Annotated in this window: 14 protein-coding genes; 1 reads left to right on the top strand and 13 read right to left on the bottom strand. The window is 47.8% G+C overall.

Translation table 11 applies throughout. The features are described 5' to 3' along the window. Positions 1-106 precede the first annotated feature (106 nt). The 11 genes from NSB25_RS26180 to NSB25_RS26130 form a co-directional block, all read right to left on the bottom strand. Positions 107-634 (bottom strand): dCTP deaminase/dUTPase family protein, encoded by a 528-nt coding sequence (locus tag NSB25_RS26180; protein WP_103242223.1) that lies wholly within the window; start codon positions 632-634, stop codon positions 107-109. Positions 635-733: 99 nt separating this feature from the next. Further along, positions 734-1,294 carry an anaerobic ribonucleoside-triphosphate reductase activating protein gene (gene nrdG / locus NSB25_RS26175; RefSeq protein ID WP_103242204.1) on the bottom strand — a complete coding sequence of 187 codons (561 nt, stop codon included), beginning with the start codon at positions 1,292-1,294 and terminating at the stop codon, positions 734-736. Then, positions 1,294-3,483, bottom strand: coding sequence for an anaerobic ribonucleoside-triphosphate reductase (gene nrdD, locus NSB25_RS26170; protein ID WP_103242222.1), 2,190 nt, complete (start codon positions 3,481-3,483; stop codon positions 1,294-1,296). The genes nrdG and nrdD overlap by 1 nt, the downstream gene beginning before the upstream one ends. Before the next feature lie 222 nt (positions 3,484-3,705). Next, a complete protein-coding gene (locus tag NSB25_RS26165) occupies positions 3,706-4,704 on the bottom strand; it encodes a helix-turn-helix transcriptional regulator (RefSeq protein ID WP_103242203.1) in 999 nt (332 codons plus the stop codon). Positions 4,705-4,706: 2 nt separating this feature from the next. Then, positions 4,707-4,835: a hypothetical protein gene (locus NSB25_RS26160; RefSeq protein WP_257479339.1), complete on the bottom strand. Its 129-nt coding sequence runs from the start codon at positions 4,833-4,835 to the stop codon at positions 4,707-4,709. A 117-nt stretch (positions 4,836-4,952) separates the two neighbouring features. Then, complete coding sequence (locus NSB25_RS26155) at positions 4,953-6,836, bottom strand: DUF6020 family protein (RefSeq protein ID WP_103242202.1); 1,884 nt, start codon at positions 6,834-6,836, stop codon at positions 4,953-4,955. A gap of 84 nt (positions 6,837-6,920) precedes the next feature. Beyond that, positions 6,921-8,600: a MutS-related protein gene (locus NSB25_RS26150; RefSeq protein ID WP_103242201.1), complete on the bottom strand. Its 1,680-nt coding sequence runs from the start codon at positions 8,598-8,600 to the stop codon at positions 6,921-6,923. 177 nt (positions 8,601-8,777) lie between these two features. After that, positions 8,778-10,205, bottom strand: a complete 1,428-nt coding sequence (locus NSB25_RS26145; protein WP_103242200.1) for an NCS2 family permease — start codon at positions 10,203-10,205, stop codon at positions 8,778-8,780. Positions 10,206-10,305: 100 nt separating this feature from the next. After that, positions 10,306-11,607 carry an amidohydrolase gene (locus NSB25_RS26140; RefSeq protein WP_103242199.1) on the bottom strand — a complete coding sequence of 434 codons (1,302 nt, stop codon included), beginning with the start codon at positions 11,605-11,607 and terminating at the stop codon, positions 10,306-10,308. After that, positions 11,604-12,029, bottom strand: a complete 426-nt coding sequence (locus NSB25_RS26135) for a cytidine deaminase (RefSeq protein WP_103242221.1) — start codon at positions 12,027-12,029, stop codon at positions 11,604-11,606. Before NSB25_RS26135 ends, NSB25_RS26140 begins: the two co-directional genes overlap by 4 nt. Positions 12,030-12,073: 44 nt before the next feature. Further along, a complete protein-coding gene (locus NSB25_RS26130; protein WP_103242198.1) occupies positions 12,074-12,895 on the bottom strand; it encodes a purine-nucleoside phosphorylase in 822 nt (273 codons plus the stop codon). Between the two features lie 157 nt (positions 12,896-13,052). On the opposite strand from NSB25_RS26130, the gene NSB25_RS26125 reads away from it, so the two are divergent. After that, positions 13,053-14,450, top strand: a complete 1,398-nt coding sequence (locus NSB25_RS26125) for a hypothetical protein (protein WP_146040187.1) — start codon at positions 13,053-13,055, stop codon at positions 14,448-14,450. 125 nt (positions 14,451-14,575) lie between these two features. Here the strand turns inward: NSB25_RS26125 and spoIVA are convergent, their stop codons facing one another. Next, positions 14,576-16,045 (bottom strand): stage IV sporulation protein A, encoded by a 1,470-nt coding sequence (gene spoIVA, locus NSB25_RS26120; protein WP_103242220.1) that lies wholly within the window; start codon positions 16,043-16,045, stop codon positions 14,576-14,578. A 120-nt stretch (positions 16,046-16,165) separates the two neighbouring features. Further along, entirely contained in the window at positions 16,166-17,185 is a 1,020-nt protein-coding gene (locus NSB25_RS26115) for a zinc-dependent alcohol dehydrogenase family protein (RefSeq protein WP_103242196.1), read from the bottom strand. Between the last annotated feature and the right edge of the window lie 229 nt (positions 17,186-17,414).

Below are 17,414 nucleotides of genomic sequence, written 5' to 3'. Positions count from 1 at the left end.
TTTCAGCCATGATTCTGCAGCTCTTTTACGCTTATCATGACCAGATCAGGAGTTTTTATGCGATACACCGTTATCTGTTTCTCCCGGCCTGTAAGCCGGATGTCACTCATTCCCTCTTTTCCTGAATTGTAGTACTTCCCAGTCCTCCGTTTCGCACACCGTCGGCCCCGTCGTCCACAGTAATGCCGTATTCAATGAAAATTCCCTGGGCAAACCCGGTTCCGCGGGCTATCTCCAATGTCTTTCCTTCATTGGTATCATTGGTCATTTTAATAAAGATATGACCTTCATTGTCGGAATAATAGTAATCACTGTCAATAATTCCCACTGTGTTATTCATCTGCAGGCGATATTTAAAGCCAAGACCGCTTCTGGGATACAGTTTTAAAACCCATTCCTCCTCAATTCTGACACGGATTCCCGTGGGTATCTTTATCGTTTCACCCGGCGTCAGCGAAAAAGAAAATGGAGCAAAAAAGTCATATCCTGCACTTCCTCTGGTGGCCCGTCTGGGAAGCATCAATTGTTCATATATTTCCCGAATCTCCGCATCTGAATACCGTGGAAAGTCTTCCCGCACCGCACTGGCAAAATTATGCGGGCTTACCTTAAAAAACTGTGCAATTCGCTTCATATATCTCCTCATTTTCTTTCTCGACAATTCTTCGTTCCGGCCTGTATCATATGATTCACACAAAACCGCTTTTCTGCCGCTTCTGTCTCAGCTCTTCCATCAATCGCAGCATCCGCATACCTTGTCCGGATGTTCTGTCTTCCTGTAATATTGTGCGTAATCACCGCAATGCAGCACCGGAGCAGAACCATCCTGCTGTTGAAGTGACTTCTGCACATCGATTACCCTCTGATTGGCACTTCCCTTCCACAGAAGCTTTGTATCCCTCTCTTCCAGATGAAATTCTCCGTCCACCAGCACATCAATATATTGCATCATAGCCAGATGGCAGATATTTTCCCAGCTGTCTCCGGTGTAGAGCCAGATGGTTTTGTCGGGATAACGGGATTTGATTTCCGCCATCAGCGCTCTCACATCCAGACTGTTGGCCGGATGCAGCGGATCCCCGCCGGAAAAGGTAATTCCGGAGATATAGCTTTTATCCAGCTCCTCAAAAATTTCCCCTTTTGCCGCCTCGTCAAAGGCAAGCCCCCCGTCCGGATCCCATGTGACAGGGTTCTGACATCCTTTGCAGCAATGTTCACAGCCCGCCACCCACAGCACCACCCTCAGCCCGTCCCCGTTAAGCATATCGTCCGTGGTTATATTATGATATCGCATTACATGCTTTTCCTTTCTGCAATCTCAGCCATTTTAGCCTCGTTCAGCCTGGTATCTCCATGAACACGGGAATAGGAAAGGTAGCCGTTCATACGGTCTATTTTCGTCAGATTACGGCTTCCGCATTTGGGACAGACATCCATCTCCAGCTCCTGATGTCCACAGTCGTCACAATAAGCAAGCGAGAGATTTACGCCTTCATAAAAGCCCAGTTCCATAGCCCGGCGAATGAGAGTTCTGACTGCCTCAATGTTGTAGTCAATAGGGTATTTCACATACTGTATTTTACCGCCATTGCTCAGATCCCAGAAGCGATTCTCCAAATCCTGTTTCTGAATCGGCGTGATATCCTCCGCCACATGACAATGAAAACTGTTGCTTACATATTCTCTGTCGGATACTCCCTCGATAATACCATATTTATTGCGAAACTGCTTTACCTGCAGACCGCAGAGATTCTCCGCAGGCGTACCATAAATAGCATAGAGATTGCCGTCCGCTTCCTTGAACTCATTGATACGCTTGTTAATATACTCCAGCACCTCAAGGGCAAACTGACCATCCTCAACCAGAGATTTCCCATTATAAAGCTCCTGCAGTTCGTTCAGCGCAGTAATGCCGAAACTGGCTGTGGCAGATTTTAAAAGCGGCTTGATTTTATCTGTAAGCTTCAGATTTCCTCCCAGGAACCCGCCTTCGCAGTAGGCCAGCGGATTGGTAGAGGCACGCATTTCTCCCAGATATGCATACGTGCGGATATGAAGCTGACGAATCAGATTCAGATAGTAATCCAGCACTTCATAGAAGTCGCGGCTCTCCTTTCTGGCCTTTGCCAGTATCATGGGCAGATGCAGAGATACAGCTCCGATATTAAACCGGCCTACAAATACAGGCTTGTCCTGTTCATCTGCCGGATGCATGCCACCTCTCTCATACCAGGGAGACAGGAACGCTCTGCACCCCATGGGAGACACAATGCGGCCATACTGCCTGTACATGCCTGCCACATATCCTTTCCCTGTCAGACTCAGCCAGTCAGGATACATGGTTTTCGCCGAACACTCCACCCCCATTTCAAATACATCCTCCAGCGGCTTTCCGGGACCATGCAGATTCTCGTCATATAAAAACACAATCTTCGGAAACAGCACGGGTTTCTTATGCTCTTTTTTCCCCTGGCCGCCCTTACGCACCTGCAGCATGGTAATCGTTGCAAGTCTGGCAAATCTCCCTGTGCCGGTACCGGCAGTCACGGTAATAAAAGGATAGTCTCCCCGGCTGCTTCCCACTGTGTTAAACTTATATTCCCAGCCCTGAAAGCCCTGTTCATATTCCCGCACTACATCCTCATACGCTTCCGCCTCTGCCTTCTCTCTGTCAATGCCCAGCCTGAAATATTTTTCAATATAACGCTGGTAAGACTTCTCGGCATAAGGCTCCAGAATCAAATCCACACTGGGAACGGTAAAACCGCCATATTGCTGGCTGGCCGCGCTGAGCACGATATCTCCGATGACGTCAAAAGCCACATCCAGAGATTTAGGTTCGTTATACCATACATTTCCCATCTCAAAACCGCCGTTCAGCACATTCTGCACATCAAAAAGACAACAGTTCATGGTATCTCTTCTGGCTGACATATCATGAACATAGATATACCCATCCCGACAGGCCTGGATTTCCTCTGTGGTCATAAAAAATTTCTGATACAGTTCCTTATTCAGCTGATTAAAAACCAGACTTCTCTTCGTGGCCACCAGCGCAGAATCTGTATTCGCATTCTCCTTATCGCCGATATACATGATAGACTGGCTCTTCTTGTATACGTCATCCAGCATCCGCACAAAATCCTGCTTGTAGTTGCGGTAGTCCCGGTAACTTTTCGCCACCACGGGCTTCACCTGTTCCAAGGCGCTCTCCACAATATTATGCATCACAGGAATGGGAACTTCCTCCAGGTTCAGTTCGTTAACCTTGTCAATTACATCCTGGCAGATTCGGCATTCTTCTTCCACTGTAAATTTGGTCAAAGCCCTGTATGCACTTTTGGCTACAGCGTCTATTACCTTCTGTACATTGAAAAATTCTCTGCTTCCGTCCTTTTTAATGACGCGCACTTCCTTCTCAGGTCTGTATTCTTCTCCGTAGTTGACCTTTTCTCTGACCGACTGTTCAAAATTACTTGCCATTTTCTCAAATCCCTTCTGAAAATACTGATACAGGTCTACTTCTGTCTCCGTTCCCCTTAACCACATTCCCTGTCTATTGCATACAAAATATTGTGCCATATCCTGTTTTTATCCAATATCTAGTGGTGGATACCTAACAGTATAAAAAAGATAAGCAGAATTGTCAATGCGCACTTCCTGAAAACTTGTACAAAAAAGATACCCTGTTTTTAGGATATCTTTCTATTGACAATTCTCATCCATTGTCTTCGCAATGTCTGTCAGCCACTGTCTGTATTGTTCTCTGACAGAAGAAGGTTTTACAATAACGGCATCCCGGCCGATTCCTGTCAGCCAGCCGAAAAACTGCCCGCTAACCATAACTCTCACGCGAATCCGGAAGACATTCTCCGGCATTCTGCGGATATCTGCCTCTCTCCCGAAACGATCCAGCACCACACCGATCAGCCGATTGGGAAACTGTATGGTCACAATCTCCTCTTCCCCGCCGTACATGCCGAAAATCTGATTGGTATAAGCCGCCAAATCCACTTTCGCAAACTGTTCCACTCCCTGCCTGGCTTCTGTGCGAACCTCCACACCGCCCATCTTGTCCACACGATAATGCTTCATGACCTCGTCGCTGCTGTCATATGCCGCCAGATAGTAATTCTCATCCTGCCAGATCAAGGCCCAGGGGCTCACCCTTTTCTCACTGTTTGCTCTGGGCGCCAGCTCTTTCTCCAGATTCCAGTCCAGATATTGAAACGAAATCTGACGATTTCCCTGAATCGCTCTGTGTATGGTGTCGATACTGTAATAAATGCTCTCATTTTCCGTTTTAATACGCCCTGCCACATACACCTGACGCTGCAGCTTTCCGGCATCATGCTTTCCGGCCATCTGCTCCAGCTTCTTAATCAGGCTGCGGGATTTCCTGGTGGTGATGAATCTGGAAGACTGAACCGCATCCACAAGCAGCTTCAGTTCTGCCAGTTCAAACTCTCTGCCGGCCATATAATAACCGCCGCCCAGCCTGTTCTGTACCTGTATAATATCATACCCAAACTCACACAGCTTCTCAATATCATCATAGATGCTCTTGCGTTGAGCCGGGATATCATTGGACGCCAGCCACGATATGATATCCGCTGTACTGGCGGGGTGATGTTCATCTGTATTTTGTTCCAGAAACCTGAGAATATACAGCAGCTTCAGCTTCTGCCCCGATGATCTCGGCATTTTTATGCGCCCTTTTTATTCTTTTTCCTGGCCATGGATATTCCGATTGCCGTGGCGATACCCGCCACTGCCACTACCACAAGCATCACCACAAAATAAGACATGAAAGAATTCAAAAAACTTACCAGCATAGCATTGTCCTCACTTCATATAAATTATATAAAAAACAAAAATCCTGCCTGCACGCATCCGGTACCTGCATAAACGTCCGTCGATTATTCTCACGGTACCTGTTCAGTATAGCAGAATTATCCCTGATTCGTCAAGGCTTCCGGCTTGTCTTCGGAAATCTTCTGCAAAATAATCCGGTCTGAACCGTCACAGACAATCGAATAGTATGCCCATCCGATCAGCATCGGAACAGACGCAACTGCAGGCAGTTCATAGCGAATTGCCCCTGCCAGAGGAGAAGCCAGACAGACAAGAATATTCATCAGGCTTGGGACAAACAATATCAGCGCACTGCGCTTTCTGTATTTCATCAGTATCATTGCCAGCACCACAACAATCCAGGTATAGAGACCGGGCGTGCACAAGTATCTGACCAATGGCAGCACCTGACTCAGATTCCATATCTGCCCCAGGATATTGGGAACTTTCTCATCAAACACATGGTAAACGCCCAGCTGTTCCATGTATGGATAGCAATCTGTCTGAATCCATGCCTCTATATTCTGTGACACAGGAGCAAGATACCCGTAACCCTTATTGATAAATGCCGCCACATAGGTTTCCGGATGTTTAAAAAACATTTTGAACCATATTTTATAATATTCGCCCAGTTCTACCGTTTTGCAATGTATCTTAATAGGGTCTGATATCACCGGGTCATAATGGAACATAAATTCATAGCCGAATACTTCCTCGATTACCGCCCGCTCCTCTTCCGTCACCTCGTCAGAATGCTCACAGACATATCTGGCGGTCTGCTGGAACGGAATACTCAACGCCTCTATGACGGAAAGTCCCTGAATATCCAGGGCAGGATACAGCAGCTTCATCGCCCCCTCATAAAAAAGCACAACACTCAGCGTAACCACCGCTATCCGTCTGCGCGCTGCAGCTTTCAACCAGACCGCCAGCAGAATCAATGCAGGAAGAACGGCATAAATCCCGTTATTTCTCAGAAAAACTGCAAAAAGAGTGGAAATCGCCAGCAAAACCGCATTTTTTGTACTGCATTGCCTCCTGACCAGAATGTCCATCATGCAGACTGTCTGCAGCACTGCCGCCTCCGCATACAGAAGGTCTTTCTCCACCCATTGAGCGTAAGTACCCCAAAAAGGAGTAAAGGCAAAAAATGCAATTCCAATCAGACACCATACAGCCGGGACTCCGATATCCTTCAGCTTCTTCATACTCAATGTAAAAATCGCCGCACCTGCACATGTCTGCATCAGACAATACAGAAAATATCCAAAATTAGCGTCTACAGCAAAACGCCCAAAGCTGAACAGACTTCCCATGATAACTGTGGAAAGAGGCGGATGCCCTGCCCCCCATTCCGCGTCTCCGAAAAATTCTCTCAGCTGCAGCACACTGTCAGGACAGCCTGAACCCGGATAATTCATAACAATCCAGGGCAGCCAGCCCAAAAAGATGACAGCGAATCCAATCAGGAAAAAATGTTTTTCCAGAAAAGGCCGGCTGCAGCCGCTTCTCTTCCTCCCGGCTGCTTTTTCGAACAGAAAACAGACGCATCTGATAATGCCATATAAAATAATCCAGAACCCCACTATGCAAAAAAGCGATATCAACAGCTGATACACATTTGCAAACAGGAAATCCGCAGAATTAAACTTGTGGAAACTGATGGATACCACCAGCGTAACCGACAAAATCAGCGAGAAAATCATAGTAGCTGTATCTCTGTACTCCTCACGGGCAACCACAAAACGAAGCATCAGATAGACAGCTGTGAGCGTAAATATATCCGCAAACTCTGTTGCATAAAATGTATTATACAGCTTGTTCAGTCCGTTTAAAAGCGCGGAATCCGGAAATCCACCGCCAAAAATCTCAAATTTACAGTGTAATGTAAAAACCGCAATGCAGGACAACAAAAAGCAGACAAATGACTCCCTCTGTGAAATCTTTTTTTCTTTTGTTATTTCTGACTTATTTTCCGTCAACACCCTGTTCCTCCACCTTTGCAATAATTTCCAGACTCCACACCCGTTCTAATGCTTTTTACAGGCAGCTTTACAGCATCCGTTTTACTGCCAGACACCTGCTGTCACAAAGTGTTCCGCCTGAGCAGTAGCCTTCCGAATGACCTCCTGGTCATATCCCATCAGCTCCAGCAGTCTGATGGCATTTCTCGTGGTCGCCCTGCCTTCCTTAATCCTGTAATTAAAGAAAATATCTCCATCCCGAATATCTTCTTCAAAATGGTAATTGTCGAAATCCTTCTGCAGCAGCTCTGTCAGCTCAATATCATGGGTGGCCGCAAAGCAAAGTACGCCGGGATGACACAGAGACTTCAGGATCTGTGTGGATGCGGCAATCCGCTCCACGGTATTGGTCCCCCGCAGCACCTCGTCCACGAAACACAGAACCTTACCTTCCTCTGCAAAAGCCGCATCCAGAATTCTTTTTAACGCTTTAATCTCCACAATGTAATAGCTTTCTCCGGAACCGATGTCATCCCTGAGAGCCATGGAAGAATACACTCTGAACTTTGAAGTCCTGTATCTGTCTGCCGTACAGGTATGAATGGTCTGCGCAAATATGGCATTGATTGCCATTGTCTTCAGGAAAGTGGATTTCCCGGACGCATTCGATCCTGTGAGAAGTACCCCCTTTCCTGCGCAGATTCCGTTCTTTACAGGCGCTTCCAGCAGAGGATGATACCCCTCTTCCATCTCCACTGTGCCTGTCTCGTCAAAATCAGGGATACACCAGCCGTTTTTCAGGGATTCCCGGAACTCCCATATGGCGATGGCAGTCTCCAGACGGCCCATACACGCAATCAGAATATCCACGTCTCCGATATGTCCCTGCAAAACCTTAAGCATACTGTTGAATTTAATTAAGTCTATATGGAAAATCATTCGAATATAATCCAGGAAAATTGCCAGGATATCACCGGAGGCATTTCCACGGTAAGGTGACATAACCCAGTAAGAATTTCTCTTCATCCCCTGCAGCTGCTTTCTGGCCTCTCTGATTTGTCCCTGTTCCCTGCTGTAGACAGGCATGGAGATCTTCTCCAGTTCCCCGCAGCTTTGCAGCAGTCTCATAACATAGGAAAAGCTGGTGATGTAAGGATCAATTTCAGCTTTCTCCCTGAAATAAGATATAATATTGTAGACAGTCAAAATAACAATGCCGATAACGCCGGCAGAGAAATTGACCCACATAAGACCGATCAGCACAGGAAAGAGACAATCCAGGAAAATATTCTTTCTGCTGGAACGCTCCCCCAGCAAATCCAGATTATCCAGATAATCATAGAGGGAATATTTGCCTGTATATCCCAGTCGCCTGGCCGCAAGCTGTACTTTAACGCGGATATCCGGATGCTCCCCAAAGAAACGCACAGTTTCTTCCAGATGCTCCAGCTCTTCGTCACTCTGCTTTAAAGTCCGCAATGTATAATATAAATACTCTTCCCCTGACGCGGAAAGTGTATAATTCATTCGTTTGAAAAGTTCGTCCATATCCAGATCATTCCAGGTAATGTCATCCAGCTGACCTTCCTGTCTATGTCTGTTAAAATAGCTGTCTATTCTGACAAACCGCTCAAGTGCATAATCCTTTTCCACAAGTTTGTCATACTCTTCATACAGAGAGCGGATAAATTTCTTCTCTTCCTTCCGGACCCTCACTGCCTCCGTTCCGAAAATAACCACCGCGAATACCACCATGGTCAAAATAAATATTAAATATTCCATATAAATTCCTTTATCAGATTATCATTGTTCAGGCGGCAGAAATCCTGGAAATCATTCTGCCGCCTGATTATTACTTATTATTCGACTGAATTAAGGTTGCTATTCACTTCTGCTGTCAGCAACAATATGCTGATGCCCGTTTCCCCGGGCCAGAATGAAACTGCCCTGAATTCCATCCTATGCCACCAGGAAGAACTTGATCAGGAAAACAGCAGAGAGAACATATGTCAGTACAGATACATCTTTTGCTTTTCCTGTGAACACCTTAATAATGGTATAGGTGATCAGGCCGATACCGATGGCATGTCCGATGGAGCCGGATACAGGCATGGCGATCAGCATCAGTGCCACGGGTACTGTCTCGCACAAATCATCAAAATGTACATTCTTCAGACCGGTAAGCATCAGCACGCCCACATAAATCAGCGCCGATGAAGTTGCAGCAGCAGGAATAACAGCCGCGACAGGTGCGATAAACATACATGCCAGGAACACGATACCGGTGGTCAGCGCAGTCAGACCGGTCCGTCCGCCTGCCTCCACACCGGAAGCAGATTCCACGAAAGTCGTAACTGTAGAAGTACCTGTGGCAGAACCCACAACAGTACCTACAGCATCCGCCAGCAGAGCTTCCTTCATCTGAGGCATTTTGCCGTTCTTATCCAGCATTCCCGCACGGCTTGCCGTACCTACCAGAGTGCCGATAGTGTCGAACATGTCAATGATACAGAATGTGACAATCAGCGTCACCACGGTAAACCATCCAATCTGAGCAAATCCGCTGAAATTGAATTTAAACAGTGTGGTGGAAGCCATGTCCTTCACCGGCGGCAGGAAAGAAGCGTTGGACAGGGAAGCAAAGGGATTGTTCCCCAGGAAAATGGCATCTCCCGCCCAGTAAATCACGCTGGCAGCCAGCATGCCCAGAATAACGGCGCCTTTTACCTTTTTCTGAGCCAGAATCACAATCACGAACAAACCAACGAACATGGTGACAACTGTGAGCACCATAGGTCCATAGCCGGAGCCCATGGTAGTCTCCGCCAGACCGGCTGTCAGAGAGCCGAAGAAATCTCTCATGGCATAGAACGGTCCGCCTGTTTCAGAATAGATGCCTGCATTGGAGCCGATACCGATATTCATCAGCATCATGCCGATTGCCGGTGCAATCCCCAGACGAACTCCCAGAGGAATGGCATCCACAATCTGCTCACGGACATTCAGTACGGACAGCAGAATGAATACAATACCTTCTACCAGGATAATACAGAGCGCTGCCTGGAAGGATTCCAGGTAAGTCATTCCTGTAATGCTCACGATATTCGCCACAACTACGGCAAAAAAGCTGTTAAGCCCCATGCCGGGTGCCATAGCAAACGGTTTGTTGGCGGCAAATGCCATCACAAACATACCGATCGCGGAAGCAATACAGGTCGCCATGAAAACACCGTTCCACAGATCTGCTCCCTCGGCGCCGAAGCCGGTCAGCAGATTGGGGTTCAGAGCGATGATATAAGCCATCGTCATGAACGTGGTAAGTCCCGCAATGATCTCCGTCCTCACTGTGGTCTTGTTTTCCTTAAGCTTGAATAGTTTCTCTAACATTTTTACTCCCTCCTATGTATTTGATTAGAGAACACAGGAACCGCTGTGCGATTCCTTATATAAAACGCAGCCTGTAAGCCTGACAGGAAATGTCCCCGCCTCAGGCATAGACAATGCGTTTTACAATCTCATTACACCTTTCGTAGATCTCCTCCCTGCTTTCTCCCACATCGAAATTTCCGTCCCTGTAGAGAATCCTGCCGTTTATCATGGTCATACGAATGTTGGCCTTACTGCCGCTGTACACCAGATTCTTCGGAATATTGTGAACGGGCTGCATATTGGGCTGATGCAGATCTATCAGAATCAGGTCAGCCTGCCGGCCGGCTGCAAGCACATCCGCCTGAGAAAGTCCCATGGCCCCTGCGCCGTTCACCGTAGCCATATGCAATACTTCCGCCGCGTCCAGACTGGCCGCGTCCTTTTCCCTGACCTTACTCAGCCCCGACACCAGAAACATCTCCCGGAACATATCGAGACAATTGTTGCTGGCAGGACCGTCCGTACCCACAGCCACCGGAATCCCTCTCTCTGTATACTCGGCGACAGGTGCTATTCCGCTGGCAAGCTTCAGATTGGATGCCGGATTGGTGACCACATACATTCCTCTCCTGTCAAAAATGTCCATATCCTGTTCACTCATATGCACACAGTGGTAACCTCCGCCCCCGTACGCAAACATTCCCAGACTGTCCAGGAACACAGCCGGCGTCATTCCATAACGCTTCTTACACCCTTCCACTTCCTCTGCCGTCTCCGCCAGATGCGTGTATACAGGCTCGTGATATTTCCCTGCCAGCTTTGCCAAACCTTCCAGCAGCTCCCTGGAACAGGTGTATTCCGAATGAAATCCCAGTCGATAACGAATCAGTTCACTTTCACTGTTCCACTTCAGATATTCTGTTTCTGTCTGTTCTATGGAAGAAGTAAAATTATTCAGACCGCTTGTGAGAACGCAGCGCATTCCCATGTCGATACATGCCTCCGCCGCTGCGTCCGGAGACAGATACATTTCAAAAATAGAAGTAATACCGGAAGTGAGATATTCCAGAACCGCCAGCTTCGTCAAATGATAAATATCCTCCCGGGACAATCTGGCCTCCAGAGGAAATACTTTTGTATTCAGCCACTGCTGCAGCGGCACATCATCCGCATAAGAACGAAGAAAGGTCATGGCAGAATGGGTGTGGGCGTCTTTAAAACCGGGCATCAGCAGATTCTCTTCACAGTCAAGCTCCAGATCCCAGCGCGTTTCCACCGTTATATTATCCACATTGGGACATTCCGCTCCACAGTCCAGGATGCCGGCAATCCTGCCCCCTTTTACCCACACTTCTCCCCTGAAGACAGGACGGTTCTTCTCCATTGTCAGAATCTGTGCATTATATAGTCTGATGTTCACCGGATGGACTCACCCCCAAATCCGTAAGGAAGAAGCTCTTTCAGGCTGATCTCTCTGTAATCTGTCTCCGATTTCACTACAAACACTCGAAACGTTTCTCCCGCAAATTCCTGCATTACCTGCCTGCAGATCCCGCAGGGATAAGCATAATCCGTGGGGGTACAGCCCTCCATTCCACCCGCTATGGCAATGGAATGAAACTCCCTGCAGCCATCACTGACCGCCTTGAAGATTGCCGTGCGCTCGGCACAGTTTGCGGCACCGTAAGAAGCATTTTCGATATTTCCACCCTGATAAATTTTCCCGCTTTTTGTCAGAAGCGCCGCCCCTACCGTATAATGAGAATACGGCGCATATGCCATTTCTCTGGCCTGCAGTGCGGCATATCTCAGCTCCTCAAGTTTCAGTTGATCTATTATCATAAACCGCCCTCTCCGAAACGCTCCCTTTTCATCGGCATCGTATGTCAAAATTGTCTTACAACCTCTGTCACCAGCTTTTTAAAATCATGTGCCGCCAGATCGGCCGCCTCCTGTACCTCTTTATGGCTCAGCGGATTCGCTGTCATACCTGCCGCCAGATTGCTGATACAGGAAATACCGCATATTTTCATTCCCATATGGTTGGCCGCAATGGCCTCCACCACCGTACTCATGCCAACGGCGTCGCATCCCAGCAGACGCAGCATACGGATATCGGCCGGCGACTCATAGGAAGGGCCCGTCAGCTGTGCATATACGCCTTCCTGAAGGAAGATGTGATTTTCTTTTGCCGTTCTGCGAATCAGCATCTGCAGTTCTTCATCATATACTTTACTCATATCCGGGAATCTCGGTCCCAGCTCCTCCTCGTTTGCTCCAATCAGAGGATTCGGTGCAAAAACGGAAATGTGATCTCTGAGCATCATCAGATCTCCCGCATGAAAGGAAGTATTCACACCTCCCGCCGCGTTGGTCAGGAACAGAATCTCCGCTCCCATCAGTTTCAGGAGACGTACCGGAAGTACAACATCGCTGACAGGATACCCTTCATAATAATGTACCCGGCCTTTCATACAGGCCACCGGCACTTCATCAATATATCCGAAAATAAACTTCCCCGCATGTCCCGGCACTGTCGAAACGGGAAAATCTGTTATCTCTGCGTAAGGCAGTTCACATTCCACACGAATCTCCTGCGCGTAGTCTCCCAGACCGGAACCCAGTACAATAGCCGCCTTTGGTACAAAATCTGTCTTCTGTCTGACACTTTCAAAACATTTTCTGACTTTTGCATATACCTGCCCCATTTCCCCGCTCCTTTCTGCTATCTGCGCCGAAACAACCCTTATCCCCATATTAACTGCCCCGGTATATTTTGTCAATAATAGCTTTTCATATATTCGGGAATATGTTATGATAAGGAAACGATTTTAGATTGATGATATGATTAAGGTTTTGAATTCTATGAAAAAACACAGTAAGTTTACTACCTGCATAACTTTATTTTATTTTATCCTGTACCTTGCGGCGGGGCTTTCTCTGCTTGTAAAACAGCCCTTCGGAAATCCGCCGGACGAATACAACCGCTATCTTATTCCGCAGTATATTGCGGAACACGGCACCCTTCCAAATGGTTATGAAGAATCCATCCGGATAAACGGATACGGTTTTTCCTACGGATTCCAGCCCATTCTGCCCTACATGTTTCAGGGTTACGCCATGTGGTTTGTAAAGCTGTTCACCGCAGACCAGACGGCATTGCTCTATACAGCCCGGGGTGTCAATCTGATTCTGGGGCTGCTTACGGCATGGCTGGTTCTGCTTCTTGCCAAAGAATGGTTCCGCGACAGACGTTTTGGATGGATTTTCGCTTTTCTGGCCACCTTTTTACCTCAAAGTATATTCATACACACCTATGTCAATACGGATTCCTGCTGTATGCTGTCCATTGCCGTCATGCTTTACGGACTGACTCTGGGGCTGAAAAGCAGTTTCTCCCGCTCATCCTCCGTCATTATGGCCCTGGGCATTATTCTCTGTGCGCTGTCCTATTACAATGCCTATGGATACATCTTAAGCTGTATTCTTCTTTTTACAGTATTTTTCGTGACTTCCTCCGGGGGAAAGCTGCACTTTCAACTGAGGGGATTTCTCACCAAAGGCAGCTTTATTTCTGTCCTCGTACTGCTGGGAATCTCCTGGTGGTTTATTCGAAGCGCCATACTTTATGAAGGAGATTTCCTGGGGCTTCGCACCAGAGATGCGTGTGCCGCTCTCTATGCATCGCCGGCCTTCCATCCGGACACCCGTGTGACCTGGCAGAACCAGGGCTTTTCTCTCTGGGATATGCTTCGGAAATCCGACTTCTGGATGCTGTCCTCCCTGAGCTTTATCGGCATTTACGGCGCCATGGACATCATTACTTCCATCTGGGTGTACCGATTTTATAAAACGCTTATTTTCTGCGGTATTCTTTTGTGTGCCCTCATACCGTCGTCTGCCTCGATACATACGAAAGATTTGGAACAGACTGGAAAGGGGCTGCGGATTTTCTATCACGGCAATATGATTTTCTGCATGCTCATGCCTTTTATACTGAGTCTGATTTATTCTTATTCCGTGGATTATCAGCCTCAGGGACGCTATCTCCTGCCGGCTCTGCTCCCTCTGTGTTACTATGTCACCCACGGACTGGACAAATTGTTTCATCTGCGTCTCTTTTCCGCTTTGTCCCAAAAGTGGAAAAGGCAGATTCTCACCTGGACTCCCATTGTTCTGTGTTCTGTCATCGCGGGGTTCCTGTTATTAACGGTATACGGTTATGCCCTCCCCTATTACGATGCGAATCCTGTCGCACCATAGATTTTCCGGAGAGCACTTTTTACGGCTTTTTATCTAAAAGGGGCATGACTGTCAAAGCCATCCCCCTTTTATCTGCCATTCAGTAATCGTTCCGCCGGCAATACAGGTCAACAATTGCAACTGGTCTAAATAATAATGCACACCATTCCGCCATTGCTGTCATTTACAATCTTCTGCATGGTATCCTGAAGTTTCAGCTGACTTTCCTCTCCAATCACTGCCACTTTCGCCGTGATTCCATCATTCACCAGCTGTTCCACTGTCTTTCCGAATATATTGGTATCCCAGATTCCTCTCTCCATATCCGCCTGATTGATGAAGCCGATCAGATCATTTGCCTGTTCCTGGGTTCCCACAATGGGAGCAATCTCTGTCTCGATATTGGCCCGAATCATATGAATGGATGGACTGGAGGCCTTTATCTTTACTCCGAATTTATTGCCATGCTTAATCAATTCCGGTTTCTCCAGGCTGATTTCATCCTTATCCGGTGTCACCACACCATATCCCTTGATGCGCACCATATTTACCGCATCCAGAACTTTTGCGTACTCATGCTTCATGGCGGCAAAATTTTTCAGCTTGCTGATCAGCTGATATTCGTCTGCAATAGGCTCTCCCACCATATCTGTCAACATCTCATAATAATAGCTTTCTTCCACATCCAGCGTCACACGGATTACACCGTCCGAAAGGCTGATTGCATCTGTCTTACAACGTTTTATGTACTCGCTGGATAATTCCACCGGTTTCTTCAATACATCCCGTATGCTGCTGTAGTCCTGCATCAGGGCTCTCACCTGCATAATAATATCCTGTTTCATCCGATTGTCAACGGCAAGCATCTCAACCCATTTGGGCATATAGAATTCCATGGAGGCAATGGGGAATTCATACAGTACATTTTCCAGCAGCATATGAATATCTTCTTTTTTCAGCTGCTCACAGTTCACTGTCACAGCAGACACACCGTATTTTTCCGCAATTTCAGCGGCAACCCGCTTTGCGTCTTCCGAATAAGGCTTCTGACTGTTTACCAGAACCAGAAAGGGTTTGCGCAGCTTTTTCAGGGCCAGAATCGTTTTCTCTTCCGCATCCAGATAATTTCCCCGGGGAATCTCTCCGAAGCTCCCGTCCGTGGTCACCACAAGTCCTATGGTGGAATGGTCGTTCATGACTTTATCCGTTCCGATTTCCGCTGCCTGAGTAAAAGGTATCTCATAGTCGAACCAGGGCGTCTTCACCATGCGTTCCATGTCTTCTTCCATATGTCCCGCAGCGCCTTCCACCATGTAGCCCACGCAGTCAATCAGCCGTACGGAAACGGGGATATCGCCGTTCAGCACCACGCTGGCAGCCTCGTTGGGAATAAACTTGGGCTCTGTTGTGGTAATTGTCTTGCCGCCTGCACTCTGGGGCAGTTCGTCCTGCGCTCTGTTCTTCGCATGTTCATCCTCCATGTAGGGGAGCACCATCTCCTCCATAAATCGCTTGATAAAAGTAGATTTGCCGGTGCGTACCGGTCCCAGCACTCCTATGTATATCTCTCCTCCCGTCCGATTTTTGATATCGCTGTACAGGTCATAGGTATTTATCGCATAATTTTCCATAGAAAAACCTCCTGCATATACTGTTACATGTATATGTGGGAGGCCTGGAATACATACATACGAATTCGCGTTTCCTGAGTCCGGGATTTCTGCGGAGACTTTTCCTCATCCTTTCACGACTACTTTCAGCGACTCTCTTCCTGCCTGCATCAGAATTGCCTGCTCCAGCTCCTGAATCTCATATGTATGCGTGATTATTTTCTCAAAATGAATCTTCCTGTTATTAATCAGGGCAACTGCTCTGGCAAAGGTGTCCGGATTGATAAAGGAACCGCAGATATGCCACTCCTTCTGATACAGCTCAAATAATGGCAGTTCTATCCGGGCGTCCGGAGCAGGCACACTGAAAAACACAATTTTCCCGCCTTTCCCTGCCGCTTCGAATGCCTGCTTTGCAGCCGCCTTTACCCCTGCACATTCAATTACAACATCAGCCCCGCCGCCCGGCATTTGTCTGTACATTTCTCCCGGTGATTCCTTCAGCGGATCAATTACATAGTCGGCCCCCAGTTCCCCGGCCACCTTTCTGCGTATTTCTACCGGCTCGCTTACGGAGACAGTGGCCGCTCCTGCAAGTCTCGCCAGCTGCAGCATAATCAGTCCGATGGCTCCGCCGCCAATGATGCACACATGGTCGCCCGGTCTGACCGCCGCCATTTCCATTCCGTGCAGACAGCATGACAGCGGTTCTGCCATGGCCCCGCAGAGCAGATCGGTCCCCTCTTCCAGTCTGTAGCACTGCGTCTCCGGAACAACACAGTATTCTTCAAATCCGCCGTCTCTTGTCACACCCACCGCGGACAGCGCCTCGCAGAGATTTTTCTTCCCGCGGTGACACATCTCACATTTGCCACAGTAAATATTAGGGTCTACCGCTGCCTTATCTCCGACTTTCCACATAGTTACCGCCTTTCCTGCGGCCGCTACTGTTCCCGCGAACTCATGCCCCAGTACAACAGGCGGATTGACTTCTGCGGAACCTTTTTCTCCTCCATAAATATGTACATCCGTTCCACAGACACCACATGCCGCCACTCGAATCAGCACCTCATGATCCCGCAATTCCGGAATCGGCCGCTCCTGGATCACAATCTTCCCTTTTCCCTGAAAAACCGCTGCTTTCATCTCTTACCCTCCTGGTGTACAGCATCTGTCATGCTGCTCTGTCCCTCTCTGTCCTGACATATATTTCCATCTTACTCTTTTACAGTTCCGCCGGTCAAGTCCCCACGACAAACGCATGAGTAAATAAAATGTGAACAAACTGCTCCATTATCCGTTATAATGGAAATAAAAACGGAGATGGTGATATGGAGCAGTTACTGGAATGGATGGAGATCATCGAGGATGTCAG

Source organism: Acetatifactor muris (assembly GCF_024623325.1).
Classification (GTDB): Bacteria; Bacillota; Clostridia; order Lachnospirales; family Lachnospiraceae; genus Acetatifactor; species Acetatifactor muris.
Note: the sequence above shows the minus strand (reverse complement) of the source record. Positions and strands in the feature narration are given on the sequence as shown.